This window comes from Sphingomonas beigongshangi, assembly GCF_016820445.1.
GTDB classification, from domain to species: Bacteria; Pseudomonadota; Alphaproteobacteria; order Sphingomonadales; family Sphingomonadaceae; genus Sphingomonas; species Sphingomonas beigongshangi.
This window is the reverse complement of sequence record NZ_JADHDT010000004.1, coordinates 150,543-174,570: the sequence shown is the minus strand read 5'-3', so window position 1 is coordinate 174,570 and position 24,028 is coordinate 150,543. Positions and strand designations below refer to the sequence as shown.

The window sequence follows — 24,028 nt, the reverse complement described above, 5'->3', positions numbered from 1 at the left end:
ATGAAAGCCCCTGCCCTGCTCACCCTCGCCGCTCTGACGCTCGCCGGTTGCGCGCGGGACACGCGCGCCTACCCCTCCCTCGCCCCCCGCGCGGTCGAGGAAAAGGGATTCGCCGAACCCAAGGTGCAGGTCGCGGTCGCCAAGCCGGACCCGGCGCTGGATGCGCGGATCGGCGCGTTACGCGGGACGCTGTCTTCGCTGGCGCGCGGCTTCGCCGAGGATGCCGCAAAGGCGGATAGCGCAGCGGATCGTGCCCGCGGCGCGGCCGCCGGCAGCGATTCCTGGCTCGACGCGCAGACCGCGCTGGCGCAGCTGGACGACTGGCGGGCGCAGACCTCCTCGCTTCTCACCGATGTCGACCTGCTAGCCGCCGAGCGCTGCGCGCAACTGTCACCACCCTATCCGGCGCTCGGGTCGCTCCGCGACGCCATCGCGGCGGAGGCCGACCAGCAGGCGCAGACGATCGCCCGCATCCAGGCGCGGCTGGCGCGTGCCTAGCGGTACCATTTGAGCACCGGCAGGATGGACGAGAAATCGTCGGTCCATGCCGGTACGCCGGGGCGTGGGGCCAGTGGGCGCCAACCTGGAGCCGCATGCGTGATCACCGCCATGATCCGCGGGTCGCGCGACAGCGCAATCCACTGGCTGGGTGACGCTTCGGCATCCAGCGGGGACGGTCGATAATAGAATTCCGCGGCGTGCCAGCCGTTTGCCCGCGCGGCCGCGGCAACGACCGGTTCCAGGTCAAGGAAGCGGTTGGATATATGCACCAACAGCAATCCGTGCGGCGCCAGCACGCGGGCATAGGTCGCAAAGGCTTCCCGCGTCATCAGGTGCATCGGAATGGCGTCGGAGGCGAAGGCGTCGAGCGCCAGCACGTCCAGGCTGGCCTGGGGCGACCCGGTCAGGCTGACGCGCGCATCGCCCATGACGATCGGGACACCGGGCAGGCAGCGGGAAAGGTAGGTGAACCGGCCCGAATCGCGTGCGATCGTCACCACGGCGGGGTCGATCTCGAAAAAGCGCCAGCGCTGACCTGGCCGCGCATAGCAGGCGAGCGTTCCCGTCCCCAGCCCGACGATGCCGATCCGCGCCGCCGGGCCGTAGAGTTGCGGAGCGAGCCCCAATGCCTGACCGATACCGGAGCCGGGCACGTAATAGGTCGTCGCCATTCGTTCCCGCAGCGGGCTGCCGGTCAGCTGGATGCCATGCACCGTGGTGCCATGGTCGAGCTCGCGCCGCCCTTCGCCGTCGCGGATGGTGTAGACGCCGAAATAGCTGCGCGTGCGCGCGCCCTTCTCCAGCGTCAGCTCGACGGCGCGCCAGCCGCCGAACAGGATCAGCGACGAGACAAGCACCAGCGCATAGGCCCGCCGCGTTCCGATCGCGGCAAGACCGACCGCGGCGACGAGGACGAAGGCGATGCCCTGATGCCGCTCGGCAAACCGCCCTTCGGGATCGAGCAGCGCGGCGGCGGCGAGCAAGGCGCACGCGGTGATCACGACCGCCCAGGCGAGCAACCGCCGCGGCCCCCACCACAGATCGCGGAGCCAGCCGGTCAGATAGACCTGCGGCACCAACAGACCCGCCGCGAGGATCAGCAGCGGATATTCATAGGTCCAGTCGAACACCACCGGCGCGACGAGACCCGCGAAGACCCCGCCAAGGGCCCCGCCCAGCGCCATCGCCAGATAGAATCCCGTCAGGCGATCCGCGGCCGGGCGCAGCCGGTACATCTGCGTGTGCAGCGCGACCGATGCCATGAACAGGAGCACCAGCGCGATCCCGAGATTCGCCAGCGGCTGCGTATTGAACCCGCCGATGATGATGCCGCCGAAGAGCAGGATCGTGATCGGCGCGACCCGCGTCAGGAAATCGGCGATGTCGCGCCGCGCGGCGAACGCGATCGTGAAGCTCAGCAGGTAGAGCCCCAGCGGCAGGACCCATAGCAGCGGCATCGCGACGATATCGGTGGTGATGTAGGTCGACGTGGCGAGCATCAGCCCGGACGGCACGAGCGACAGGACGATCCAGTGCGCGACACGCGCGCGGGGCGCCGGCCGGCTGGTCGGCGGGGCGGGGGCATCACGCTCCGCACGCGGCAGGCGGCTGGCGCACAGGATGACGAGCAGGGCCAGCACCACATAGCCGCGGCTCCACCAGGCGCTCTGGTGCTGGAGCGACAGAAGCGGCTCGGCGAGCAGCGGATAGGCGAGCAGCCCGACGAAGCTGCCGAGGTTGGACGCCGCGTAGAGCGCGTAGGGATCGGCGCCGCCGGCAAGGCCGAACCAGCGCTGCACGAGCGGCGCCTGCGCCGAGACCGCGAAGAACAGTGGGCCGATCGATGCCGCGAGCAGGATCGGCACGCCGATCACCGGATCCGCGCCGCCCGGCTCGCCCGTCGTGCTCAGCCCGATCGGCAGCCACAGCGCTCCGGCGGCGAGCACCGCGAGGTGGACCGCCGCCTGCAGCCACGGGCGCACCCGGGCCAGTGCATGCGCATAGGCGTATCCGCCGAGCAGCAGCAATTGATAGACGAGCATCGCCGAATTCCACACCGCCGGCGCGCCGCCGAGACGCGGCAAGGCCATTCGCGCGACCATCGGCTGGACGAGGAAAAGCAGGAACGAGCCGAGCAGGATGGTCGCGACGAACAGCGACCGCCCCGCCCGGCCCAGTATGGCCGTGCTAACGTCCCCGCGGGACTTCACTCAGGCGCCGAGCAGGCGGGCGGCATGCGCGGCGTGATAGGTGAGCACGCCCGAGCAGCCGGCCCGCTTGAACGCCATCAGCGTCTCGATGACCAGCGCGTCGCGATCGCCCGCGCCGGCGGCCACGGACGCCTCGAGCATCGCATATTCGCCCGACACCTGATAGGCGAAGACCGGCACCTCGAACCGCTGTTTCACGCGCACGATGATGTCGAGATAGGGCAGGCCCGGCTTGACCATCACGCTGTCCGCGCCCTCCGCCAGGTCGAGCGCGACTTCGCGCAGCGCCTCCTCGGCATTGGCGTGGTCCATCTGATACGTCTTCTTGTCACCCTTGAGCAGACCGCGGCTGCCGACCGCGTCGCGGAACGGGCCGTAGAAGCCGCTGGCATATTTGGCGGCATAGCTCATGATCTGGACGTTGTGCGCGCCCTCGCCTTCCAGCGCGCCGCGGATCATGCCGATCCGGCCGTCCATCATGTCCGATGGCGCGACGATGTCCGCCCCCGCCCGTGCCTGGTTCAGTGCCTGGCCGATCAGCACGTCCGCCGTCGCATCGTTGAGCACATAGCCCGCCGCATCGACCAGTCCGTCGTGGCCGTGCGTGGTATAGGGATCGAGCGCGACATCGGTCAGCACGCCGAGGTCCGGCACCGCATGCTTGATCGCCCGGGTCGCGCGACACATCAGATTGTCGGGGTTGAGCGCCTCTCGCCCGTCCTCGGTCTTGAGATGCGCGGGCGTATAGGGGAACAGCGCGACGCAGGGGATGCCGAGCGCGCGGGCCTCGCGGGCGCGTGCGACGATACCGTCGATCGACCAGCGCGAGACGCCGGGCAGGCTCGCGATCGGCTGCTCGACGCCCTCCCCCTCGACGATGAACAGGGGCCAGATCAGGTCGGCAGGCGTCAATACGGTTTCGGCATGGAGCCGGCGGCTCCAGCTGGAGGCGCGCGTACGGCGCAGGCGAAGCGCGGGATAGGCAGCGTTCATGACCGATTGGCCATGCGGGATCGCAAGCCGCTTGCCAAGCGTTGCGCACACGAAACCTTTGGCGAAACCGTTGGAAGATCCCATGCCCGAATTCGCCTCCGCCGCCCTGATCGTCAATGCGAGGTCACGGCGCGGCCGCAAGCTGTTCAAACGCGCCTGCGCCGCCATGTCGGGGCTGCCCTTCCCCGTCGACGCGCATGCGGTGAAGAATCCGAAGGAGCTCGAGGCGACGCTCAAGCGCGCGCTCGACAAGCGTCCCGATCTCGTCGTGCTGGGCGGGGGTGACGGCACGATCAGCGGCCTGGTCGATCATCTGGTCGGCCGCGGCGTCGTGCTCGGCGTCCTGCCGCTCGGCACGGCGAACAGCTTTTCGCGCACGCTCGGCATCCCGATCGACGTCGAGGGCGCGGTCGACGTGATCCGCCACGGGCGACGCCGGCGCATCGATCTCGGCATGATCGACGGCGACTATTTCGCCAATTGCGCCGCGATGGGCATCAGCCCGCAGATTGCGGAGACCGTGCCGCACGGCCTGAAAAAGGTGCTCGGGCGCGTCGGCTATCTCGGCTGGGCTGCCTATCAGTTCGTGCACTTCGAGCCGTTCACGCTGATCATCGACGACGGCAGCGGCGAGAAGCGCATGCGCGTGACGGAGGTGCGTATCTCGAACGGCCCCTATCACGGCGGGACCTGGCTGGTCGACGACGCCAGGGTCGATTCGGGCGAGATCGTCGTCCAGGCCGTGGTCGGCAACTACAAGCTGCGCCTCGTCCGCAACTGGGCGGCGAGCGTCATCGGCTCCGATGTGCGCCACCACGATACCGTCACGTTTCGCGGCAAGTCGGTGCGGATCGCCACCGAACCGCCGTTGCCGATCTCGATCGACGGCGAGCTTCTGGCGCACACCCCCGTCACCGCGCATATCGCGGCGGGGATCATCGACGTGATGGTGCCCGCCTGACCCTTTCAGCCGGTTGGCATCGGCTTCCCGGCCGGCTGGCTGTCGGCCAACGCCTGCGCCTCGCCGCGTTGCGGCGGGATCAGCCGTCCCTTGCGCCAGCCGCCGGCGCGGTAATAGGCGATCGTCATCAGCATCGACGCCGCGGAGCCGGCGGGGAAGCTCCACCAGATCGCATCCGCACCCCAGGCTGGTCGCATCGTCCAGGCCAGCCCCAGCCGGATCGGAAACAATGCGATTGCCAGGATCACCAATGGCCCGACGACGGCGCCATTGGCCCGCACGGTGGCCGAGAGCACCATCGAGACGCCGAACAACAGGAAGCTCGCCGATCCGATGACATTGATGTGCGCGGCGAGGTCGATCGAGTCCGAATCGCTTCCCAGGAACAGGCCGAGCACCGCGCGATCGAGCACGGTGACGACCAATATCAGCGTCAGCGTCATGCCGAGGTTGATCAGCACGCCCGATCGCGTGATCCGCGCGACGCGGTCCCAGCGGTCCGCGCCGATATTCTGCGCGACCATCGCGCTGACCGCCGCGCCGACGGCCATCGCCGGCATCTGGATGTACGTCCACAATTGGTTGGCGGCGCCATAAGCGGCCGTCGCACCGGTGCCATAGCCGTTGACCAATCCGATCATCGCCAGCGCCGATGCCGTGACGACCAGCATCTGCAACCCCATCGGGACGCCCTTGGTCACGATGGGCCGGAGCAGCGCCGGATCGGGAATGAGATAGCGCAGCTCCGCGCCACGCAGCCGCAAGACCAGATCGCGGCGGTAGACGAAGGCGAGCAGCGCGACGAACGATACGGTATTGGCGATGAAAGTGGCGATCGCCGACCCGGATATGCCGAAGGCGGGCACCGGTCCCCAACCGCGAATGAACAGCGGATTGAGCGCGACATCGATCGCCGAGCCGAGCGCCATGAACTTGAGCGGCGTCATCGAATCGCCCGTGCCGCGCAGTCCCATCGTCACCAGCACCGAAAGGAAGCCGGTCGGCATCGCCACGAAGATGACGCGCAGATAGGCGAGCGCGAGCGGATAGGCATCCGCGGGCGTGCGCAGCGCGGTCAGGATCGCGGGCGCCAGCAGCCAGCCGGCGACCACGACCAGCAGGGACAGGATGGAAAACAGGCCAAGCGCGCTGCCGAACACGCGGCGCACGGCGTCGATATCGCGACGTCCCATCGCCTGGCCGATCAGGATCGTCGCGGCCATGCCGAAGCCGAACACCGCCGAGACGAGCAGGAACATGACGAGACCCGCGTTGGTGGTCGCCGCCAGGGCCCGCTCGCCCAGCAGCTGCCCGATCCAGATCGCGTTGATCGATCCGTTGATCGACTGGAGGACGCTGGAGCCGAGCGTCGGCAGCGCGAACAGGAACAGCGTGCGTCCGATCGGCCCGCTCGTCAGGTCGCGTTGCGGTTTCGCCATCTGGGTCGCCTCTGGTTGGTGGGTAGCGCAGACGTGTTCGAGGCGTGCGGAAAAGGCAAGCGCCGGGGCTTATGCCGTCGTCATCCCCGCGGACGCGGGGATCGATTTCGGCTGGCCTCTCGGTTCCCATCAATACCAGCGTGACAATCAATTCCCGCCTTCGCGGGATGACGGCGGGTTTTGGGTGAACCCAAGCCCCGACTGCTTTGGCCCGCATGAGGCTAATCAAGCAACCAAACCGCGCCCGATGTGCCCGTGGATCGATGGTCCCCGGATCAGGTCCGGGGTGACGAGCCCCGCCCTCCCGTTTACCCCAGCCGGGCCAGTGCCGCCGACAGGCGCTCCGCTTCCGCCGCCTTTTCCGCGTGGTCGGCGCGGGCCTTCTCCACCGCCTCGGGCTTGGCGCGTTCGACGAAGCTCGGGTTGCCGAGACGTCCCGCAAGCGCGTCGCGTTCCTTTTCGGCTGCAGCGATCCCCTTGGTCAGGCGCGCCCGCTCGGCATCGATGTCGATCACGCCGTCCAGTGGAATGATGTAGGTCGCCTCGTCCACGACGATCTGGATCGCCGCCCCCGCCGGCGCGGGCTCGATCGACACCTCCTCGAGGCGCGCGAGTTTGCGCAGCGTGGTATAGGCACCATTGATCCTGTTCGCCGTCTCGACGCTGGCGTCGCGGACATAGGCGCGCAGCATGGTGCCGGGCGCGATGCCCAGCTCGTTCTTGGCGGCGCGCACCTCTCCGATCAGGCGGATGCGCCATTGGATGTCGGCGATCGCCTGTTGGTCGATCGAACGGGCATCGACCTCTGGCCATGGCGAGACGATCAGGTCCGCGTCGCGCGTGCCCATCGCATGCCACAGTTCCTCGGTGATGAAGGGCATGAACGGGTGGAGCATCACCAGGATCTGGTCGAGCACCCAGCCGGCGACCCGGCGCGTCTCCTCGGCATGCTGCGGCTGGGTAGTGGCATCCTCGTTCAGCGTCGGCTTGATCAGTTCGAGGTACCAGTCGCAGAACCGGCTCCAGGCGAACTGATAGACCGCGTTCGCGGCGCCATCGAAGCGATAGTCGGCGAGCGCGAGGTCGACCGCCTGCACCGCCTGGATCGTCTCGCCGATGATCCAGGTGTTCACCGGCAGCGTCGCGGCTGGGACGGCGGGGCTTTGCGCGCCGACGATGCCGTTGGCCTGGCAGAAGCGCGCGGCGTTCCACAGCTTGGTCGCGAAGTTGCGATAGCCTTCGACCCGCTTCTCATCCATCTTGATGTCGCGGCCCTGGCTTTCCATCGCCGCCATGAAGAAGCGCAGCGCGTCGGCACCATATCGGTCGATCAGGCCGAGCGGATCGACGGTATTCCCCTTCGACTTCGACATCTTGGCGCCATCGGCGGCGCGGACCAGCCCGTGCAGGTAGAGCGTGCGGAACGGCACGTCCTTCATGAAGTGAAGGCCCTGCATCATCATCCGCGCATCCCAGAAGAACAGGATGTCGAAGCCGGAGATGAGCACGTCGTTGGGATAGCGATTACCGAGCGTCGGATCGCTCTGATCCGGCCACCCCATTGTCGCGAACGGCCACAGCGCCGAGGAGAACCAGGTATCGAGCACGTCGGGATCGCGGATCAGCGCGACGCCGTCCCCCGCCTCCGCCTGCGCGTCCTCTTCCGTCTCCGCCACGAAGACGCGACCGTCGTCGGCATACCAGGCCGGAATGCGGTGACCCCACCACAATTGCCGGCTGACGCACCACGGCTGGATGTTCTCCATCCAGTTGAAGAAGGTCTTCTCCCAGGTCTTGGGGACGATCCTGATGGTTTCGCTTCGCACCGCTTCGATCGCCGGCTTGGCGAGCGTGGCGGCGTCGACATACCATTGGTCGGTCAGCCACGGCTCGATCACCACGCCCGACCGGTCGCCGAAGGGCGTCTGGATCGTCCGGGGCTCGGCGTCATGCTCGTTGCCGTCCTTGTCGACGTGCAGGATGAGGACATTCTCGTCCTTCAGCCGCGCGACCACCGCCTTGCGCGCATCCGCCGTCGACAGGCCGAGGAAATCGCCCGGGATCAGGCCATCGGCGGTCTGGACGACCTGAGCCTTGGCATCGAGCATGTTGAGCATGTCGCGCGCGGCGATGCCGGCGCGCAGGCCGACCTCGAAATCGTTGAAGTCGTGGCCCGGCGTGATCTTGACCGCGCCCGAACCGAGTTCGGGATCGGCATGCTCGTCCGCGACGATCGGGATCAGACGGCCGGTGATCGGCAGGCGCACCTGCTTGCCGATCAGCGCGGTGTAGCGCGCGTCGTCAGGATGCACCGCCACCGCCATGTCGGCCAGCATCGTCTCCGGCCGCGTCGTCGCGACCTCGATATGGCCGCTGCCGTCGGCCAGCGGATAGCGCAACCGCCAGAACTTTCCGGCGATCTCGCGCGTCTCGACCTCCAGGTCGCTGATCGCGGTGCCGAGGCCGGGATCCCAGTTGACCAGTCGCTTGTCGCGATAGAGCAGGCCCTGGCGGTGCAGCTCGACGAAGACCTTGAGCACGGCTTTCGAAAAGCCCTCATCCATCGTGAACCGCTCGTTCGCCCAGTCCATCGAGCAGCCGAGCCGGCGCAGCTGGCGCGTGATCGCGCCGCCGCTCTCCGCCTTCCAGTCCCAAACCTTGGCGACGAAGTCCTCGCGGCTATAGTCGGTGCGCTTCTCGCCCTTCGCCGCCATCTGGCGCTCGACGACCATCTGCGTCGCAATCCCGGCGTGATCGGTGCCGACCACCCACAGCGCATCCTTGCCCTTCAGGCGGGCGTGACGCGTCAGGATGTCCTGCAACGTGTTGTCGAGCGCATGCCCGATGTGCAGCGACCCCGTGACGTTCGGCGGCGGGTTGACGATCGTCCAGGGCTCGGCGCCCGGACGATCGGGACGGAACAGCCCGTTGCGCTCCCAATGGTCGTACCAGCGGGTCTCGATCGCGGCGGGGTCGAAGGTCTTGGGAAGCTCGCTCATAGTGAGCGGGCTTTAGCCAGCGCCGCCGCCCCCGTCACCCCCGACCGATCATGCGCCGCGGTCGTGCCCGACCCACGTCACCGGGCGGGCGCGTCCTTCGTCCACCGATCCATCCAGCCGAGCACCTCGCGATACCATTGGCGGGAGTTCCTCGGCTTCAGCACCCAGTGGTTCTCGTTGGGATTGACGACGAGCCGCGACGGCACGTCGCGCAGCTGCAACGCGGTGAAAGCCGCCAGGCCCTGCGTATAGGGGATGCGGAAGTCCTTTTCGCCGGTGATGACCAGCATCGGCGTCTTCCACGCGGTGACGTAGTTGACCGGATTCCACTTCTCATAGGCGGCCGGATCCTGGAAATAGGTCTTGCCGCCATGTTCCCAGGTGTCGAACCACAGCTCCTCGGTCTCATAGGCCATGGCGCGCGCATCGAAGACGCCGTCGTGCTGGACGATGCACTTGAACCGGTCGGGCCAGCGACCCTCGAACCAGTTCATCATGTAGCCGCCGTAGGACGCGCCGAGCGCGCAGGCCTTGTCGCCGTCGAGCCAGCCGAACTTCGCGGTCGCGGCGGCGATCCCCTTCTGCAGGTCCTCCAGCGGCCATCCGCCCCAATTGTTGCGGATCGCGTCGGTGAAGGCCTGGCCGTAACCGGTGGACCCGTGAAAATCGACCGCGACGAGGCCGTAGCCCGCCCCGGCGAACACCGCCGGATTCCAGCGATAGGACCAGCTGTTGTCGCTCGATCCCTGCGGGCCGCCGTGCACCATATAGGCGACGGGGACCTTGCCGGTCGCGCCAGCGGGCTTCACCACATAGCCCCAGACGGTATCGGCGTTCGCCCCGGTGAAGCTGAACCGCGTCACCGTCGGCATGTCGATACCCGCCAGACGGTCGGCGTTGACGCTGGTCAGGCGCCGCGGCTTGCCGCGACCGGCGATCGCGTAGAAGTCATCCGGCGCGGTGAGGCTGTTGAGCGCGACGACCGCGCCCGCCGGCGTTGCCGCGACGGCGGAGACATGGCCCTGCTGCGTCAGACGCTCGACCTTGCCCGACTTCGGATCCACCGCCCAGAGCGGCATTTCCTGCGTATCCTGCGCGGTGACGTAGATGCGCTTCGAATCGGGCGACCAGGTGATCGAGCCGACAGAACGGTCCCAGCCCTCCGTCAGCGCGCGAACCTGACCACTGGCGACATCGCGCAGCATCAGCACCTGTCGGTCCGCCTCATAGCCTGGCCGCCGCATCGCGACCCAGGCGAGCGACTTGCCGTCCGGCGACACCGTCGGCAACGTGTCGGTGGCCTTGTTCGCCTCGGTCAGGTTGACGGGTGCCGATGAGCCGTCGGCCGGCACCGACCAGATGTCGAGATTGGTCGACAAGGGTTCGGTGGTGCCCGCGACGCGCAGCGCAAAATACAGCGTGCGACCGTCCGCGCTCCACGATACTTCCTCCCCGCCGCCGAAGGGTCGGGACGGCGTGTCGCCGTCGAGCCCGTGCTCGACCGCGACGCCATTGCCCGGCGCGCCGTCCGGACCGAGCGGCAGCACGAACAGCTGCGAATGCGTGCCGTCGGCCCAGCTGTCCCAGTGGCGAACGAACATCTTGTCGTAGACGCGTGCCGCGCCGGCGTCGGCGGCTTTCTTCTCGACCGCGGGCTCGAGGCTGGGCGCGTTGGGCTTGCGATCCGCCCAGACGGCGATGCGGTCGCCCGTCGGCGCGACCTTGAACCCGCCGAAGCCGCCGCGGAAATCCGTCAGCTTGCGCGGCGTCCCGCCAGCGACCGGCACGGCCCAGATCGCGTCCTCGCCACCCTTGTTGGCGGTATAATAGACGGTGTCGCCGACGACCTGCGGCGAGTTCTCGTCGACATCAGGTTCGCCGACCAGCTTTTCCGGCGCCGTGCCCTTTCGCCGCAGATCCAGCCGCCACAGATCGTACCGCCCGCGGTCCGCGGCGATATCGGTCTCGCGCTGCGCCCATACCAGCCAGCGACCGTCCTGCGATACGGTCGGCGCGCCGATGCGGCGCAGCATCGTGACATCGTCGATCGTCAGTTGGCGGGCATCCGCGGGGGACGGTGCGAGGACGGCGGGGGCGAGAGCGAGCAGGCTCGCGGAAAGCAGCATCTTCATGCCGCACGATTAAGCAGAAGGCGCGCTTCGGGGCAACGCGTCAGCCGAGCCGTTCCTGACGATCGCGCGCCTAGCGCTGCATCGCCAGGAGGCGATCGAAAACGTCCATCTCGAGTGGTTTGTGGAACTGGCAACCCGCGACGAAATCATCCGCCCACATGACGTCGGCCGCCACCGACCCGCCTTCGGGCAGCGTCAGCCAGATGGTGGAACCCTTCTTGAGGGCGGAATAGGTCTGCAGCCGGGCGCCGTGGATCGAGATATCGACAACCTTGCACAGCGTCCGCGCCGCCTTGCCGATATGCGCATCCAACGAAACCGGCGCACGCGGGGCGCGGCGCCGGCCGTTGAACTCGGCATCTTCATATTCCGCGGCAAACATGACCCGACCTTAGGTCCGGAGCGGTTAATGCCGCGTTGACGATGACGGTGACGCTCAGCCCTTGCGCAGGGTGAGACCGCCGCCGAAGCGCTTGTTGAACCGCGCGACCTGACCACCCGCGTCGAGCATGGTCCCGCGACCGCCGGTCCAGGCCGGATGCGCCAGCGGATCGATGTCGAGCTGCATCGTGTCGCCTTCCTTGCCCCAGGTGGAGCGGGTCTCGAACACGGTGCCGTCGGTCATCTGCACCTTGATCATATGGTAGTCGGGGTGGGTATCGGCCTTCATGTCATTCGTCCTCGAAGCGGCTGGTTCCGACCAGCCTGTGGGGAAGGCGGCGCCACTAAACGGCACACAGCCTTTTGTCAAAGGTCGTACAAAGTCGGGTGTCAGCCCTTTGCGGGCGGATCGGCGATCATAGCGGTGAAATTGGCTTCCGCGACGACCTGCCCGTCGATCTTCGCGACGCCGGCGAACTTGCAGACGCTCGCGCGCTTCTGGACAAACGTCACCTCGAGGCGGAGCAGCACGCCGGGCTCGACCGGCTTGCGGAACTTCGCCCCGTCGATCGCCATGAAATAGACGAGCTTGCCCGAGCCCGCGAGGCCCAGGCTCTCGACCGCGAGCACGCCCGCCGCCTGCGCCAACGCCTCGACGATCAGCACGCCCGGCATGATCGGCCGACCGGGGAAATGCCCCTGGAAGAAGCCCTCGTTGATCGTCACCGCCTTGATCGCGGCGATCGACTGGTCGGGCACCAGTTCCTCGACCCGGTCGACGAGCAGCATCGGATAACGGTGCGGCAGGGCCGCCATGACCTTCGTCACGTCGTACGAGGTCATGGCGCCCTTGGCCGCGCCGGTGGTCGTATCGCTATCGCTCACCGGTGCGACGCTCAGCGACCCGTCGGCGCCTTGCCCGCCGGAGCCGGCGCGGCGGGGGTGCCTCCGGCCGGAGCGGCCTGCGCACGACGCTGCGCATTGGCGGCGACGATCTGACGATACTGCTGGAGCAGCTGCACCGTCTCCTGCGTCGGCTGCCAGTTGGCGGGCGGCGTGACCGGCACGGTCGGGGTCGAGCGGTCGATCTCCGCGATGACATCGCGCGTCACGTCGGTCGACGCCGGGGCGTACTGGATCGCGCCGGGCGTCAGGACGATGTTGATCTTCTTCGCGGTGACGACGGCGCGCAGCGCGGCGTCATACTTCTGCGAGATCTGCTCGATCGCATAGGCCTGGGCCAGCGTCGCGGGACGCTGCAGCGATTCGATCTGCGGCTCCGCCTTTTCCTGCGCGGCGCGGACCTGGTTGCCGATGGCGCTGTTCGGCGTCTGCGCCGCCTGCAGCTCCGCCTGGCTGACCTGGCCGTCCTTGTTGGTGTCGAGCAGCGTGCGCAGCTGCGTGTTCAGCGCGGTCTGCTGCTGCGAGGCCTGATCCAGCTGCGACTTGTAGGTGGTCGAGATCTGCTGGTTCGCCGCGTCGAACGCCTTCGCGCTCAGGATCACCGCATCGGGCTGGACGGTGGCGATGCCTGCCGTCTGCGCCATGGCGCCGCCCGCGACCAGCGCGGCGGCGGCACCGGCGAGCGCCGCGAGCGAGGTCTTGGTCATGGTCTTCATTAGAACTGAGTCCCTACGTTGAAGGTGATGAGCTTGGGGTCGTCACCCGGCTGCTTGACGATCGCCTTGGCAAGATCGATGCGCAGCGGGCCGAACGGCGAATTCCAGTTGACGCCGATACCGACGGACACGCGCGGCAGGGCCGTCGAGCCGTAATAGGTTTCCTTGAATGGAGCAATCGGCGTCTGGTAGGCGAGGCTATTGGTCGAGGAACCGACGCACGGCGCGCCGACGGTAGCGGCGTAACCGATCGCGCAGGTCGTCGCGAGACCCGCGTTCGACGTGGCCGTCGACGGCACGATGTAGATCTGGTTGCCGGATCCGTCGACCAACAGTCGCTGGATCGGCAGCACCGTGACGTTGCCGTTCGCGTCGGTGACCGTCGGGAAGCTGGCGGTCGGCAGCGGCCGCGTCAGACCCCACAGGCTGCCCGCCTGGATGTAGATCGACGGGCGCAGGCCAAGCTCGCGCGCGCCGGCGCCGAGCGGCAGCTCGAGCTCCGCACGGGCGAGATAATAGGCCGTGCCGCCCAGCGCGTCGTCGACCAGCTGGTTGCGGTCGGTGACCAGCACCTGCTTGCCGTTCGCATCCGTCGTATAGGCCTGGCGCGTCACGCGCGGGCCGACGCCGCGGATGTCGAAACCGCGGAACTGCGGTTCGCCGAGGTACCAGCGATCGGTGATGCGCACCGGATCGATGCCGGGCCCGCGGCTGCCCTCGAGCGACTTGATGTATCCGCCCTCGGCCAGCGTCGAGAAGACGAAGCCCTTGCCCAGGCCCCAGAATTTCGAGCCTTCGGCGCGGGTGCGGATATACTTCACGTCGCCACCCAGGCCGGCGAAGTCCTGGCTAAAGGTGAAGCGCTGCCCCGCGGTCGGACGCAGGCGGCTGTTGAGGCTGTCGTAGATCAGCGAATAGCCGATCGACGACGTCCAGCGATTGCCGATCGCCTCGCAGAGGTAACGGCCGGCCTTGAGCGGATCGCAGACGCCGTTGGTGAAATAGGTCGCCTGGTCGAGACCGACCTGATCGTACGACAGGCCGTATCGTCCCGCAAGCTGCCAATACTCGGTGAGCGGCACGCCCGCACGGACCTGGAAGCCGGTCGACACCTGCGAATAGGTCGTCTGCCGCTGCGTACCGATGTAGTTGAACGAATTATAGTCGCGCCGGAAGACGTCGACGGCGACGGCGACGTTCTTGTCGAACAGATAGGGCTCGGTGAAGCCCAGCTCGATCGACTTGGAATAGACCGAATAGTTGACGCCGGCGCGCAGCTCCTGCCCCTTGCCGCGGAAGTTGCGCTGCGTGATGTTCGCCTGGACGATGAAGCGCTCGAGGCTGGAATAGCCGAGGGACAGCTGAAGCTCGCCGGTCGACTTTTCCTCGAGATTGGTTTCCAGCACGACGCGATCGGGCGACGAACCGGGGTTCTGCTTGATCTCCATCTTGTCCTGGAAGAAGCCCAGCGAGTTGATGCGATCCTGCGAGCGCTTCACCTGGAAGCTGTTGAACGCGTCGCCCTCCGCCAGGCGGATTTCGCGGCGGACGACCTTGTCCTGCGTCTGCGTATTGCCGTTGATCTCGATCCGCTCGACATAGGTTCGCTGCGCCTGCCCGATGTGGAAGTTCAGCCCCATCGTCAGCGTTTCGGGGTCGCGGTTGTATTCCGGATCGACCTGCGTGAAGGCATAGCCGAACAGGCCGGCGGCCTCGCTCAGCTGATCGATCGAATCCTCCACCAGCTTGGCGTTGTACCAGTCGCCCTTCTTGACCGGCAGCGAGGAGGCGAGCTTCTTGTTGTCGAAGTCGCGGATTTCGCTGTCGACGGTCACGTCGCCGAACTTGTAGCGCTTACCCTCCTCGACCACGTAGGTGATGATGAAGTCGCGCTTGTCGGGCGTCAGCTCGGCGACCGCGCTGGTCACGCGGAAATCGGCATAGCCCTGCGTCAGGTAGAACTGGCGCAGCTTCTGCTGGTCGTAGTTCAGGCGGTCCTGGTCATAGCTCGTGTTCGACGACAGCAGCCGGAACCAGCGCGACTGCTTGGTCGCCATCTCACCGCGCAGCTTGTCGTCGCTGAACACCTCGTTGCCGATGATGTTGATCTGGCGGACCTTGGACTTCGGCCCCTCGGTGATCTCGAACACGACGTCGACGCGATTCTGGTCGAGGTTGACCATCTTCGGGCTGACGACCGCGGCGAATCGGCCCTGGCGGCGGTACAGTTCGATGATGCGCGCGACGTCCTGGCGCACCGCGGTACGCGTGAAGATCTGACGCGGCGCGAGCTTGATCTCCTTGGTGATCTTGTCGCTCTTGAGCGCCTTGTTCCCCTCGAGGATCACGCGGTTGATGATCGGATTCTCGCGCACGCGGACGACGATGTCGCCGCTCTCCACGCCGGAGATCGTATAGTCGACGAACAGGTCGGAGGCCTGCAGGTCCTTCAAGGCCTGGTCGAGCGTTTCCGCGGTGTACGGGATGCCGACGCGCAGCTTGGTATAGGAAAGCACCGTTTCCGGCTCGATGCGCTGCGATCCCTCGACGCGCAGCGTCTTGATGATCCGCTGTGCCTGCGGGGCGGCCGTGGTCGCGGGCGCCTTGCCCTGCGCACCAGCCGCGGGCGTCGCCTGCGGCGTGGGCGCGGCGGCAGGAGCGGTCTGGGCCATCGCGGGTACGCCCGACAGGACGGTGCCGGCCAGCAGCAGCGCACCCGTCTGCGCGAACTTGGAACTCTTCATCGCGGTCACTCAACCCACCCCAAATACATCAGGCGACAAGGCCCGGGCGCAAGCCCTGCCCCAAGCGGTTCAGCCGATCAACCCGGCCAGCCGTTGCCAGAGGCCAACGGCAATCAAATCATTGAAGGTCACGACCAGCATCAGCGCCAGCACCATCGCCAGCCCGCCGCGAAAAGCCCATTCCTGAACGCGGGGTTCGAGGGGACGACGACGCACCGCTTCGATCGCGTAGAAGAACAGATGACCGCCATCGAGCATCGGCACTGGCAGCAGGTTGATGAACCCCAGATTGATCGACAGCATGGCGACGAGCCACACGAACGCCGGAAGGCCGAGCGCCATCTGCTCACCCGAGATCTTGGCGATCCGGATCGGGCCGCCGAGTTCGTCGATCGAGCGGCGCCCGCTGATGATCTGGCCCAGCGTCTCCAGCGTACCGCCGATGATGTCCACGGTCATGTGTGCGCCGGCAAAGGGCGCTTCGACGAGGCTGACCGGCGCGAGGACCGGCGCCCCGCTGGCGATGCCGATGCGCCCGATGCGATATTCGTTGCCGAAACGGTCCCGCTGATGAACCGTGCCGATCGTCAGCGGCGTTTCGATCTGTCGGCCGCCGCGATCGATCGTCATCGTCACCGTCTGCGCGGGCCGGATCAGCGCGAAGCGCGCGAGGTCGGAAAAGGTGTCGACGCCGCGGCCGTCCACCGCGACGATCCGGTCGCCCTCCGCCAGCCCCGCCTTGGCCGCAGGTCCTCCCGCAACGACGCTGCCGACGACGGGCGGCGTCTTGTCCACGCCATAGCCGTAGGCGAAGCCCGCCAGGATCAGCACCGCGAGGATCAGGTTCACTGCGGGCCCTGCACCGACGATGATCGCCCGCTGCCACAAGGGCTTGGCCTGGAAGGTGCGCATCCGCTCCGCCGCGGGGAGCGACAGCCAGGCCGCATCGGGCTGGCTGGCGGGGTTCATGTCCCCCGCGAAGCGGACATAGCCGCCGAGCGGCAGCCAACCGAATTTCCACCGCGTGCCGCGGCGATCGGTGAAACCCGCCACCTCGCGGCCGAAGCCGATCGAGAAGGCTTCCGCCTGCACGCCGCACCACCGGCCGGCAAGATAATGTCCCATCTCGTGGATGAACACGAGCGGCCCGATCGCACAGAGAAAGGCGACGACGGCCAACAGGATGCCGGGAGACTGGATCAAACTACGCAATCCTCAACGCGCGAACCGGACCCCTGTATCAGGTCTTCCGCCAATCGTCTCGCTTCGGCATCGACGTCGAGGACATCCTCGAGCGTACCAGGCGGCGGCGGATCGAACCGGTCGAGGGTATCGGCGACGATTGCGGCAATTTCGAGGAAGCCGATCCGGTTCGCGAGGAATGCCGCGACCGCGATCTCATTGGCCGCGTTGAGGATCGCGGGACGTGCGCCGCCCGCATCCAATGCTTCGCGCGCCAGCCGCAGCGCGGGAAAGCGAACGGGGTCCGCCTCCTCGAAGTCGAGCCTTCCGATGCGCACGAGATCGAGCGGCTCCATCGGCGTCGTCATGCGGTCCGGCCATGCCAGCGTGTGGGCGATCGGCACGCGCATGTCGCTGGGCCCGAGCTGGGCGAGCATCGACCCGTCGACATAGTCGACCATCGAATGGATCACCGACTGGCGATGCAGGACGATCTCGATGCGGTCGGCGGGGACGGGAAAGAGGCGCGCGGCCTCGATCAGCTCGAGCCCCTTGTTCATCATCGTCGCGCTGTCGACGCTGATCTTCGCCCCCATCGACCAATTGGGATGCGCGACCGCCTGCGCCGGGGTCACCGCGCGCATCGCCTCGGTCGACCAGTCACGGAACGGGCCGCCGCTGGCGGTGAGGATGATGCGCCGGACCCGCTCTGGATGCGCCTTCTCCAGGCATTGGAAGATGGCGTTATGCTCGCTGTCGGCGGGCAGCAGCGTCGCGCCCGAGCGCGCGGCCGCGGCGAGGATCACCTCGCCCGCCGAGACGAGCGGTTCCTTGTTGGCGAGGACGACGGTACCGCCGTCCTCGATCGCGGCCATGACCGGTCCCAGGCCCGCGCAGCCGACGATCGCCCCCATCGTCCAGTCGGCACCGCGCGCGGCCTCGCACACCGCCTGTCGCCCGCCCGCGGCTCGCGTGCCCGTCCCGGCGAGCGCGTCGCGCAGCGCCGGCAGACACGTCGCATCCGCGACGACGGCAAGCTCTGCGCCGGTCCGGATCGCCGCGGCGGCAAGCCGGTCGACGTCGCAATTGGCCGTGAGCGCGCGCACGCGGAACCGGTCCGGCTCGCGCTCGACCAGATCGAGCGTGGAGGTGCCGACGGAGCCGGTCGCACCCAGGATGTTGATCGTCTTCATGCGGCAAGCAGCATCGGCAGCACGACCAGCAGCGCCGCGACGGGAGCGACGGGCACGAGGCCGTCCAGACGGTCCAGCACACCGCCATGGCCAGGGATGATGCTGCCCGAATCCTTGACGCCGGCCCGTCGCTTGAGATGGCTTTCGTACAGGTCGCCCGCCTGCGCGAGCACCGCCAGAACGGGGGTCGCCAGCACGAGCCGCACGGGCAATCCATAAGCGGCGTGGATCGCCACCGCGAGCAGCGTCGCGGCGACGAGACCGCCGACGAGCCCGGCCCAGGTCTTGTTGGGGCTGATCGATGGCGCGAGCTTGGGCCCCCCGATCGCGCGGCCGGCGAAATAGGCGCCGATATCGGTGGCCCAGACCAAGGCAAGCGCCCAGAGGGTATAGACGATGCCGTCGGGCTTCTGCTCACGGATGAGAAGCACGGCGAAGATCGGCAGGCCGACATAGAGGGCGCCGGCGCCAAGCTGCGGGCGGCGGGTGACGATGGTGATGAAGAAGAACACGCCCGCGAGCAATCCGAGCGCGAAGAAGTCCGGCCCCGCGGCGAGCGGGCTCATGATCGCCAGCGCCGCGAAAAGCGCGAACTGGCCGAGCCGCTTGTCGCGCGGCGTGGCGGCATGCAGATCGCTCCACTCCGCCATCATGAACACACCGGCGACCGCCGTCAGCAGCCAGAGCGGAAAGCCGCCCAACGTCAGGCAGATCATGGCAAGCGCGATCAGTCCGAGGCCCGTCAGCGTGCGCACCATCAACTCGGACGGCCGCCGCCCCCGTGGCGGCTGGTCGGAGGCGCTCACAGGCCGCCGTAACGCCGCTGGCGCCGACCGAATGCCGCCACCGCCTCTGCAAGGCTTTCAGCGTCGAAATCCGGCCAGAGCGTGTCGACGAACAGCAATTCGGCATAGGCCGCCTGCCACAGCAGGAAATTGGACAGCCGCTGCTCCCCCGACGATCGGATGACGAGGTCGAGCGGCGGCAGGTCCGCGGTGTCCAGCTCCGCCTCGATATCCGCCGGGCCGATCGCGGCGGGATCGATCTCGCCGGCCGCCGCGCGCGCCGCCAGGCGTCGCGTCGCGGCGACGAGTTCCGCCTGCGACCCGTAGTTGAGCGCGATCGCCAGGACGGGGCCGGTGTTGGCGGCGGTACGCGCGACCGCGTCGTCGACCATGGCGACCAGGTCGGGCGCGAAGCGGCGATAGTCGCCGATGATCCGCAGCCGGACGTTTTCCGCGACCAGTTCCGCCAGATCGGAGCGGATGAACAGGCGCAGCAATCCCATCAGCGCGCCGACCTCCTCTTCCGGGCGGCGCCAGTTTTCGGACGAGAAGGCGTAGAGCGTCAGCGCCTCGATCCCCATCGCGCGCGCGGCGCGGGTGACGCGGCGCACCGCCTCCACGCCGGCCTTGTGCCCGGCGACGCGCGGCAGATGCCGCGCTTTCGCCCACCGTCCGTTGCCGTCCATGATGATCGCGACATGGCGCGGGACGGGACCGGTCTCGGGCACGGCGGACAGAAGGGGCGCGCTGCTCATGCCGACGCTCCGCAGGGAGCGAGACGCAGCGCACGCCCCCGGCATGCGCCCGACAGCAAGTGCCGTTCGCGCGTCACTTGCCCAGGATTTCCTTTTCCTTGGCCGCCGCCGCCGCGTCGACATCGGCGATGGTCGCGTCGGTCAGCTTCTGCACCTCCGCCTCGTGGCGCTTGCGCTCGTCCTCGCTGAACACGCCCTTCTTCTCGTCGGTCTTCAGGCTGTCCATGCCGTCGCGGCGGACGTTGCGCACCGCGATGCGCGCCCCTTCCGCATATTTGCCCGCCAGCTTCGCCAGCTCCTTGCGACGCTCCTCGGTCAGATCGGGAATCGGCAGGCGCAGCGTCTGGCCGTCGTTGATCGGGTTGAGGCCGAGGCCCGCGGAGCGGATCGCCTTCTCGACCGGGCCGACGTTGGACTTGTCCCACACCTGCACCGACAGCATCCGCGGCTCCGGCGCAGAGACGGTCGCGACCTGATTGAGCGGCATGTGGCTGCCGTACACCTCGACCGTCACCGGATCGAGCAGCGCGGTAGATGCGCGCCCGGTGCGAAGGCCGTTCAGGTCATGCTTGAGCGATTCGACCGCGCCGGCCATGCGGCGCTCGAGATCGGACTTGTCGTAGGCGGCCATGGGTTACTCCGTTTCCTTCTGGACGACCGTCGACACGCCCTCGCCGTGCAGCACGGCGGCGAAATTGCCATGCTCTCGGATGTTGAAGACGACGATCGGAATGTTCGAATCGCGACACAGGGCCACGGCGCTCGCGTCCATGACCTTGAGGTTGTGGGCCAGCACCGTGTCGTAGCTGACGGTGGCGTAGCGCTTGGCGTTCGGGTCCTTCTTCGGATCGGCGTCATAGACGCCGTCGACGCTCGTCCCCTTGAACAGCGCGTCGCAGTTCATCTCGGCGGCGCGCAGCGCGGCGCCCGAATCCGTGGTGAAGAAGGGGGAACCGACGCCGGCGGCGAAGATCACCACGCGCCCCTTTTCCAGATGGCGCATCGCACGGCGTCGGATGAAGGGCTCGCACACCGACGACATGGGGATCGCGGACTGGACGCGCGTCTCGACGCCGATCTGCTCGAGCGCATTCTGCACCGCGAGCGCATTCATCACGGTCGCGAGCATGCCCATGTAATCGCCCGTCGCGCGCTCCATGCCGCGCGCCGCACCGGAGATGCCGCGGAAGATGTTGCCGCCGCCGACGACGATGCAGAGTTCGAACCCCTGCGCCTTCACGTCGGCGATCTCCGCGGCGACGCGCGCGGTGACGGCGGGATCGATCGCGAGACCGCCGCCGTCGCCCATCAGCACTTCGCCGGACAATTTCAACAAGATGCGTTTGAAGCGCGGCGCGGGGCTCATGAGGTCCTTGGGGTTATGGGGAAAGCGGCGCGGACCTTAGGCGGACAGCGGCGCGGGAGCAACCTCGACGCGCCGCCGTCCTGTGAGCTTTCGGTGCAGAAGCCCCTCCCGCTGCCGGGAGGGGCGATGCGCGGTCAGAAGCCCGTGCGCAGCGTCACGAAGAACTGCCGCGGCGCGCCGGCGAGCAAGGTCTGATTGTCGCCGCTCGCCGTGTAGCCGTTCGAACCGATCGTCGAGACATACTTCTTGTCGGTGAGATTGGTCACGCTACCCTCGATCGCGAAGCCGCGCAGGACGCCGCCGCCCGCGCCGAACCGGTAGCCGATGCTCGCATCCACCAGGACCCGCCCGCCGACCGACTGGTCGTTGAGATAGGTGAAGTAGCGTTTCGACATGTAATCGGCGCCCGCGCGCGCGAAGACAGCGCCGTCGTCATAGACAATCTCGCCCTTCGCCATATGCTCCGGCGTATCCACTACGGTCTTGCCCGCAGTGGCGGTGAGCACAGTTCCCGCCGCGTTGCGCACATCGTCCTCGTAGGTCGCCTTGTTGTACGAATAGCTGGCGAACAGGCTGAGCGGCCGGACGATCCGGTAATAGGCGGACAGCTCCGCGCCATAGCTGTGCACGCTGCCGGCGTTGTTGAGCGTCGGCGGGTTGCCGATGATGCCCGCCCCGTTCGAGAAGGACAGCAGCCGGTTCGAGAAGTCGATGTAATAGCCGGCCACCGATAGCTGCAGGCCGCCGCTTCGAAGGCGCGCGCCGCCCTCGATCGTCTTGGATGTCTCGGGCTTCAGCGTATTAGAGATGGCATTGAAGCCGGCCTGCGTCGTGGCGAACGGCCCGGTCGTCGCCGATGACACGAAGGCACGCATATTCTCGGTATAGCTGGCGAAAATCTCCGCGCCGTTGCCCAGCCCGAACACTGCGCCGACCTGTGGCAGGAACCAGTCCTCGGCCTTGATTCTGCCGTTGACCAGCGTCCCCGTCAGCAGGTTCGCCTGATTCTTGACCCGCATGCCCTTCCAACCGCCGTTCAGCGTCAGCGTGCCCAGCCTGAGCGTATCGGCAACGAAATATTGCAGCGTCTCGGTGTCGTATTTTCCGTTCCATTGGGTGAAATACGGATTGGACTGGAAGTCGCGCGCGTTGCGATCGGGGGCCGTGTTGGACATGCCGTAGAAGCGGCGCGCCTGCGTGAAGCTGTTGCTCTCGTACCAGCCGCCGACCTGCAGCTGGTTGGCACCCGTATCCAGCGTCAGGCGGGTCAGGTTGCCGCCGCGATCGATACTATATTCCGTCGTACGGAAACCGAGCGGGGAGGCATAACCATATGCGGCGCTGGAGGCGAGTGGAAGCGGCTGTCCGGCACCGCCAATCGCACCCGCCGGCGTCGGCGAATAAGGCGTGATCCACGACCCCTGCCCCTTGTTATGGTGGTAATAGGTCGTCGAGACGATGGAGAGCGCATCGGTCAGCTTGCCGTCGAAGGTGACGCCGCCCAGCCAGTCGCGGCGAAGACCCGCCGCATCGTAATAGGCATCGTCGACCGTCCCGAAGCCCGTCGGCAGGGCGAAGCCCGCCCCCGTCCAGGGAGCGACGAAGCCGGCGGCAGAGCCCTTGTTCGCCGCCTGATAGGCCGCCAGCGCGACCTGATTCTGGTAGACCCGCGCGATCTGCAGCGCGAGCGCGTAATTATCCGTGATGTTGTCGTCGCGCAGGCCGCGCCGGCTGATGATGTCGTAGCTCAGATCCTGATAGTCGTTCTCGCGCCGGTCGGAATAGTTGACGAAGGCGGTAATGCTGCCGCGTTCCCCCAGGTCCTCCTCGAGCTTGGCATTGACCTGGTGCTGGCGCTGCACGCCGAAGCCCTTCCATTTGTCGGTGCTGAGATAACCGTAGCTGACGTAGCCCTTCAGGCCGCCGCCGAGGTCGCCCGTGTCCAGCCGGGCGAACCCGCGCCAGGTGTTGTCGCTGCCATATGTGCCAGAAGCAGCGAGACCGATCGCGTCGGAGGGCCGGCGGCTGGCGAACTGGATCGTGCCGCCGAGATTGCTGGTCGAAGCGGTGCCGAGCGCGCCCGCACCCTGAGCCACCGTCGTGCTCGCGAGATTCTCCGAGATGATCGCGCGGCTGATGTGCAGACCGTTCACGTTGCCATAGGACATATCGCCCAGCGGCACGCCGTCGAGCGTGAAGCCGAGCTGGTTCTGATTGAAGCCACGCAGGCTGATGCGGGTGGACCATTCATAGGCGCCAAAGGCATCGGCGGACTGGAAATTGACGCCGGGCAGCTTGGCGATGGCCTTGAGCGGGGACGTGCCGGGCGTGAGCCGCTCCATGTCGATCGCCGAAACCGTCTGCACCTGGCGGCTTTCGCCAAAGCCGAGGACGACGATATCACTATTGTCCTGTCCGCCCGTCTGGTCGACGGCAGCCTGAGCGGCCACCACCGGCCCGCCGGGCGCGGCCTCCTGAGCGGTGGCGGGCGCGGACAGGCACAAGGCCGCAACACCGGCGAGCAGCGCGAACTTCGTCAACACGTTCATTTCCCCCTCAAAAGGTCCGTCGCGGCGGTAAGGGGGCAGCGGGACAGCGCGGTGACCGTTCCGTTACGGCTGTATTGCACCCGTTGTTCGCGTCGGAGCGGCCTCGCCATTCCAAGCATCGAGCGAATGGCGACGAGGGACGGCACAGCCACGACAAGCGCGTGCACCGCTTCCGGGAGGAACGCCGAGCGTCTCCGCCTGGCGGTGCCGAAACGCATC

Annotated in this window: 19 protein-coding genes; 2 read left to right on the top strand and 17 right to left on the bottom strand. The window is 67.4% G+C overall.

Annotated elements, in window-relative coordinates:
* The gene (locus IQ292_RS08580) at nucleotides 1-498 is read left to right on the top strand and encodes a hypothetical protein (RefSeq protein ID WP_203309907.1); all 498 of its coding nucleotides are present in this window, start codon (nucleotides 1-3) and stop codon (nucleotides 496-498) included.
* Here the strand turns inward: IQ292_RS08580 and IQ292_RS08575 are convergent.
* Nucleotides 495-2,711 (bottom strand): fused MFS/spermidine synthase, encoded by a 2,217-nt coding sequence (locus IQ292_RS08575; protein ID WP_287978291.1) that lies wholly within the window; start codon nucleotides 2,709-2,711, stop codon nucleotides 495-497. The two genes, IQ292_RS08580 and IQ292_RS08575, sit on opposite strands and share 4 nt — an antisense overlap.
* On the bottom strand, nucleotides 2,712-3,704 hold the full coding sequence (gene hemB / locus IQ292_RS08570) for a porphobilinogen synthase (protein WP_203309906.1): 993 nt from the start codon (nucleotides 3,702-3,704) through the stop codon (nucleotides 2,712-2,714). It abuts the gene before it with no gap.
* An 82-nt stretch (nucleotides 3,705-3,786) separates the two neighbouring features.
* On the opposite strand from hemB, the gene IQ292_RS08565 reads away from it, so the two are divergent.
* Nucleotides 3,787-4,665, top strand: coding sequence for a diacylglycerol/lipid kinase family protein (locus IQ292_RS08565; RefSeq protein ID WP_203309905.1), 879 nt, complete (start codon nucleotides 3,787-3,789; stop codon nucleotides 4,663-4,665).
* 5 nt (nucleotides 4,666-4,670) lie between these two features.
* On the opposite strand, the gene IQ292_RS08560 is transcribed toward IQ292_RS08565, so the two are convergent.
* From IQ292_RS08560 to IQ292_RS08490, 15 genes are all read right to left on the bottom strand, one after another.
* Nucleotides 4,671-6,104 (bottom strand): MATE family efflux transporter, encoded by a 1,434-nt coding sequence (locus IQ292_RS08560; RefSeq protein WP_203309904.1) that lies wholly within the window; start codon nucleotides 6,102-6,104, stop codon nucleotides 4,671-4,673.
* Nucleotides 6,105-6,412: 308 nt separating this feature from the next.
* On the bottom strand, nucleotides 6,413-9,103 hold the full coding sequence (locus tag IQ292_RS08555; protein ID WP_203309903.1) for a valine--tRNA ligase: 2,691 nt from the start codon (nucleotides 9,101-9,103) through the stop codon (nucleotides 6,413-6,415).
* A gap of 77 nt (nucleotides 9,104-9,180) precedes the next feature.
* On the bottom strand, nucleotides 9,181-11,235 hold the full coding sequence (locus IQ292_RS08550) for a S9 family peptidase (protein WP_203309902.1): 2,055 nt from the start codon (nucleotides 11,233-11,235) through the stop codon (nucleotides 9,181-9,183).
* A gap of 70 nt (nucleotides 11,236-11,305) precedes the next feature.
* Nucleotides 11,306-11,617, bottom strand: coding sequence for a PilZ domain-containing protein (locus IQ292_RS08545; RefSeq protein WP_203309901.1), 312 nt, complete (start codon nucleotides 11,615-11,617; stop codon nucleotides 11,306-11,308).
* Between the two features lie 54 nt (nucleotides 11,618-11,671).
* Complete coding sequence (gene rpmE / locus IQ292_RS08540) at nucleotides 11,672-11,905, bottom strand: 50S ribosomal protein L31 (RefSeq protein ID WP_115379900.1); 234 nt, start codon at nucleotides 11,903-11,905, stop codon at nucleotides 11,672-11,674.
* Between the two features lie 101 nt (nucleotides 11,906-12,006).
* Nucleotides 12,007-12,459, bottom strand: coding sequence for a 3-hydroxyacyl-ACP dehydratase FabZ (gene fabZ / locus IQ292_RS08535; RefSeq protein WP_203310081.1), 453 nt, complete (start codon nucleotides 12,457-12,459; stop codon nucleotides 12,007-12,009).
* A gap of 53 nt (nucleotides 12,460-12,512) precedes the next feature.
* The gene (locus tag IQ292_RS08530) at nucleotides 12,513-13,226 is read right to left on the bottom strand and encodes an OmpH family outer membrane protein (RefSeq protein ID WP_238940927.1); all 714 of its coding nucleotides are present in this window, start codon (nucleotides 13,224-13,226) and stop codon (nucleotides 12,513-12,515) included.
* Between the two features lie 8 nt (nucleotides 13,227-13,234).
* Entirely contained in the window at nucleotides 13,235-15,979 is a 2,745-nt protein-coding gene (bamA, locus tag IQ292_RS08525) for an outer membrane protein assembly factor BamA (protein ID WP_203309899.1), read from the bottom strand.
* Between the two features lie 69 nt (nucleotides 15,980-16,048).
* Nucleotides 16,049-17,182, bottom strand: coding sequence for an RIP metalloprotease RseP (rseP, locus tag IQ292_RS08520; RefSeq protein WP_203309898.1), 1,134 nt, complete (start codon nucleotides 17,180-17,182; stop codon nucleotides 16,049-16,051).
* Nucleotides 17,179-18,354 carry a 1-deoxy-D-xylulose-5-phosphate reductoisomerase gene (locus IQ292_RS08515; RefSeq protein WP_203309897.1) on the bottom strand — a complete coding sequence of 392 codons (1,176 nt, stop codon included), beginning with the start codon at nucleotides 18,352-18,354 and terminating at the stop codon, nucleotides 17,179-17,181. Before IQ292_RS08515 ends, rseP begins: the two co-directional genes overlap by 4 nt.
* A complete protein-coding gene (locus IQ292_RS08510) occupies nucleotides 18,351-19,112 on the bottom strand; it encodes a phosphatidate cytidylyltransferase (protein ID WP_203310080.1) in 762 nt (253 codons plus the stop codon). The genes IQ292_RS08515 and IQ292_RS08510 overlap by 4 nt, the downstream gene beginning before the upstream one ends.
* Before the next feature lie 44 nt (nucleotides 19,113-19,156).
* Nucleotides 19,157-19,894: an isoprenyl transferase gene (locus IQ292_RS08505; protein WP_203309896.1), complete on the bottom strand. Its 738-nt coding sequence runs from the start codon at nucleotides 19,892-19,894 to the stop codon at nucleotides 19,157-19,159.
* 73 nt (nucleotides 19,895-19,967) lie between these two features.
* Entirely contained in the window at nucleotides 19,968-20,525 is a 558-nt protein-coding gene (gene frr / locus IQ292_RS08500; RefSeq protein WP_203309895.1) for a ribosome recycling factor, read from the bottom strand.
* Between the two features lie 3 nt (nucleotides 20,526-20,528).
* Entirely contained in the window at nucleotides 20,529-21,260 is a 732-nt protein-coding gene (pyrH, locus tag IQ292_RS08495; protein ID WP_203309894.1) for a UMP kinase, read from the bottom strand.
* 134 nt (nucleotides 21,261-21,394) lie between these two features.
* Nucleotides 21,395-23,809 (bottom strand): TonB-dependent receptor, encoded by a 2,415-nt coding sequence (locus tag IQ292_RS08490; protein ID WP_203309893.1) that lies wholly within the window; start codon nucleotides 23,807-23,809, stop codon nucleotides 21,395-21,397.
* Nucleotides 23,810-24,028 lie beyond the last annotated feature (219 nt).

Excerpts from the sequence above, each read along its gene's own strand:
- hemB (WP_203309906.1), bottom strand. The coding sequence starts at position 3,704 with ATGAACGCTGCCTATCCCGCGCTTCGCCTGCGCCGTACGCGCGCCTCC.
- IQ292_RS08560 (WP_203309904.1), bottom strand. The coding sequence starts at position 6,104 with ATGGCGAAACCGCAACGCGACCTGACGAGCGGGCCGATCGGACGCACG.
- IQ292_RS08530 (WP_238940927.1), bottom strand. The coding sequence starts at position 13,226 with ATGACCAAGACCTCGCTCGCGGCGCTCGCCGGTGCCGCCGCCGCGCTG.
- fabZ (WP_203310081.1), bottom strand. The coding sequence starts at position 12,459 with ATGACCTCGTACGACGTGACGAAGGTCATGGCGGCCCTGCCGCACCGT.
- IQ292_RS08555 (WP_203309903.1), bottom strand. The coding sequence starts at position 9,103 with ATGAGCGAGCTTCCCAAGACCTTCGACCCCGCCGCGATCGAGACCCGC.
- IQ292_RS08565 (WP_203309905.1), top strand. The coding sequence starts at position 3,787 with ATGCCCGAATTCGCCTCCGCCGCCCTGATCGTCAATGCGAGGTCACGG.
- IQ292_RS08545 (WP_203309901.1), bottom strand. The coding sequence starts at position 11,617 with ATGTTTGCCGCGGAATATGAAGATGCCGAGTTCAACGGCCGGCGCCGC.
- IQ292_RS08550 (WP_203309902.1), bottom strand. The coding sequence starts at position 11,235 with ATGAAGATGCTGCTTTCCGCGAGCCTGCTCGCTCTCGCCCCCGCCGTC.
- IQ292_RS08505 (WP_203309896.1), bottom strand. The coding sequence starts at position 19,894 with ATGAGCAGCGCGCCCCTTCTGTCCGCCGTGCCCGAGACCGGTCCCGTC.
- IQ292_RS08580 (WP_203309907.1), top strand. The coding sequence starts at position 1 with ATGAAAGCCCCTGCCCTGCTCACCCTCGCCGCTCTGACGCTCGCCGGT.
- IQ292_RS08510 (WP_203310080.1), bottom strand. The coding sequence starts at position 19,112 with ATGGTGCGCACGCTGACGGGCCTCGGACTGATCGCGCTTGCCATGATC.
- pyrH (WP_203309894.1), bottom strand. The coding sequence starts at position 21,260 with ATGAGCCCCGCGCCGCGCTTCAAACGCATCTTGTTGAAATTGTCCGGC.
- rpmE (WP_115379900.1), bottom strand. The coding sequence starts at position 11,905 with ATGAAGGCCGATACCCACCCCGACTACCATATGATCAAGGTGCAGATG.
- frr (WP_203309895.1), bottom strand. The coding sequence starts at position 20,525 with ATGGCCGCCTACGACAAGTCCGATCTCGAGCGCCGCATGGCCGGCGCG.
- IQ292_RS08490 (WP_203309893.1), bottom strand. The coding sequence starts at position 23,809 with ATGAACGTGTTGACGAAGTTCGCGCTGCTCGCCGGTGTTGCGGCCTTG.
- IQ292_RS08515 (WP_203309897.1), bottom strand. The coding sequence starts at position 18,354 with ATGAAGACGATCAACATCCTGGGTGCGACCGGCTCCGTCGGCACCTCC.
- bamA (WP_203309899.1), bottom strand. The coding sequence starts at position 15,979 with ATGAAGAGTTCCAAGTTCGCGCAGACGGGTGCGCTGCTGCTGGCCGGC.